The sequence below is a fragment of the Candidatus Obscuribacterales bacterium genome (assembly GCA_036703605.1).
Lineage (GTDB): Bacteria > Cyanobacteriota > Cyanobacteriia > RECH01 > RECH01 > RECH01.
The window spans coordinates 1-2412 of record DATNRH010000739.1 but is presented as its reverse complement, the minus strand read 5'-3'; the positions used below and the strand labels follow the sequence as shown (position 1 = coordinate 2412).

3 protein-coding genes are annotated in these 2412 nt (G+C 52.2%); 1 reads left to right on the top strand and 2 read right to left on the bottom strand.

Annotation, left to right across the window (positions count from 1 at the left end):
- Positions 1–223: 223 nt before the first annotated feature.
- Positions 224–511, top strand: a complete 288-nt coding sequence (locus tag V6D20_15415; protein ID HEY9817169.1) for an MSMEG_0570 family nitrogen starvation response protein — start codon at positions 224–226, stop codon at positions 509–511.
- Between the two features lie 113 nt (positions 512–624).
- Here V6D20_15415 and V6D20_15410 read toward each other — a convergent pair whose 3' ends face one another.
- Positions 625–1587, bottom strand: a complete 963-nt coding sequence (locus V6D20_15410) for a pyridoxamine 5'-phosphate oxidase family protein (protein ID HEY9817168.1) — start codon at positions 1585–1587, stop codon at positions 625–627.
- A 208-nt stretch (positions 1588–1795) separates the two neighbouring features.
- On the bottom strand, positions 1796–2197 hold the full coding sequence (locus V6D20_15405; protein ID HEY9817167.1) for a VOC family protein: 402 nt from the start codon (positions 2195–2197) through the stop codon (positions 1796–1798).
- Positions 2198–2412: the final 215 nt, after the last annotated feature.

The following is a 2412-nucleotide window of genomic DNA, read 5'->3' as shown; positions in this document are numbered from 1 at the left end:
GTCTAGCCTGATGAACAGGATAGATAGTACGAAAAAGGTGGCTTTTTCGAAGACTACCGTACTAAACCTATCGAAATCGCTAGGGACCTGATGGCGATCGCGCTCTTCCTGTCGTAGCATCAGACATGTTAGTTAGAGCGGTTCATGTTTTGGTTTTACTCTTCCTACCTTTGCTATACAATGCAAAAGCATGATGTCCTGTTCAAAATTGGAGCGTTCCGTCGTGCCCGAAATACGATTTGAAATAGAGTGGCCCGATGGCACTCACGAAACCTGCTACTCTCCCTCGTTAGTAGTCAAGCAGTATTTAGAATCTGAAGCAGAATACGAATTGTATGACTTTATGGAGCGATCGCGCGCCGCGTTGCAGGAGGGTAGTAATCGCGTGCAAGCAAAATACGGTTTTCCATGCGGACTAGCATTAGGACAGTTACAGCGATTGGAAGCGACCTCAGCGAAATATGTGAATCAGGACAACGTTAAGGTCAAGTTACTGAAATTTATCGAATAATGTCATCCCCAAAGGCAAGCCTAGCTAGCACTTCAGAGCCTTAATACATCGATCTCATGAGTTACTTTCATGGAAACTAAGCCATCAAGTAAGAATGTTTGACGCGAAGCTGCTTACCAAGAACCTGTCTGCTCTAAAAAACGAGAGTACTCTGGCTTTGACCATGTTAGGGGCAGGCTACTGTCTACCCGGATGCCCTGGGTGAGATGAAATTTAAACAGCCGCTCAGCGCCTGCATAGGCGGCAATTTCTGGGTCGCCGTCCCAAATGACCTCAGCTTTGCCTGTGAGATAAAGCAGATTGCCTCGCTCAAAGTCAATGAACAGTAGGCTAGCCTGAGGGTTAACCTCAATGTTGCCAAAGGTGTTGAAATGGCAGTTGCCAGCAAAGTCAGGCACGGTGAGGGTATCGCCGTCGATGCGCACAAAGCCGGGGTTGCCGCCCCGGTGAGAGACATCGACGCCTCTGGCGGCTCCGGCAGCGTTATCTAGATAGGCGGTGGCGATAAAGAAGGTGTCGGTAGATGCGATCGCCCGACGTTCAGCGTCTCCTAAGGTGGTCAGGGTGCGAATGGGCCTGCCCACAGTCGGGTCAAAGGCAGCGAGATCGAACTGGCGCGCCTGGATATATTTGGGGCAGTTGCCAAAGGTTTGGCTCACCTGCACCTCAAAGCCGTCGGGCGCGATCGCGCTCACTACCCCATTGACACGATTGCGGCGGCGGGTGTGCAGTTCGATGCCGAGAAAGCCAATGTCACTGCCGACCTGTAGCGTCTCAGCGAGCGGATCGCCATAGAGCGGCTGAGCGGCAATGTGCAGAGTGCGATCATTTGGCGTTGAGATAAAACCCGGTTCACCTACCAGGATCGATGCCCAGGGATTCCCGGCACTATCCACCGTGCCGACCAGGAAGTAAGAAAGCTGGGCGTAGAACTGGCGATGCTGCTCGGGCAAAAATTCGCGGATAATCCGTCGCCCAAAATCATCCATCTGCTCTAAAGCGCCCAGACGCTCCTGAATCGACCGCTCTCCCCGATGAAAGGGAGATTCTGTCCGTTGCCAACCGGGGATTGCCATGATGTTGGTCTCCTGAATTTTGAAAGAGATGGTTACTAGAAAGGGAGCATGTGACTCGAAGTCCCTCTCCCAAATTTGGGAGAGGAATTTAGGGGGAGGACGATGCCAAGATTTGCAGCTGCCAGGAGTCACAGCGAGTCACGCTGGATGGACTGCCCATAGCGATACGGGGTAGTCCATCCCAATGCAGGTGCTTTCAGCCAGATGGCTACCTGGCGGGAGCGGTCAACTCCATGCGAATGCCGCCGGGAATGGAGAACATCATGTGCTGAGTGGGGCCATTGCCTAACAGTTCCGGCGCAAACTCAATCTCGACACCTTCAGCGGCTTTGAGCTTTTCGTAGATAGCTTTCAGGGTTTCAACGCCGTCTACTTTGAATGCAAAGTGATGCAGGCCGATATTGGTTTTGCGGTTAAAGGGAATGGCCTGATCCGGTTCTACGGCCTGCCATAGGGTCAATAAGCTGGTGCCATCCGACAGAAAATAAGCGGGATAGTCGGGCACTTCACCAACTTGTTTGAATTCCAAGACATTCACGAAAAAATCACGGGTGGCGTTGATGTCGGGAACGGTCAGACCGATGTGATGGGTGCCTTGAGTAAGCGCCATGATTAAAATTCCTTGTGTGGATAAAGGGCAAGTTGTGGTGAGACGGGTGGAAGTAGCCGAGCGATCGCAGCACAGAACCCAAATTGCGATCGCTCAGCTAACTCTTTATACAGGCTGCAGGCTGAGCAGGCATTGCTCTAGCACCTGTAGCACCTCTTGAGTGGACCAGACCGTGTTGGCTAACATCCGATAGTTCACCAGCGCGGCGGCGTAAC

What these genes read in the sequence shown, in the direction of transcription:
- V6D20_15410 (HEY9817168.1), bottom strand. Translation starts at nt 1,587, where the DNA reads ATGGCAATCCCCGGTTGGCAACGGACAGAATCTCCCTTTCATCGGGGA.
- V6D20_15405 (HEY9817167.1), bottom strand. Translation starts at nt 2,197, where the DNA reads ATGGCGCTTACTCAAGGCACCCATCACATCGGTCTGACCGTTCCCGAC.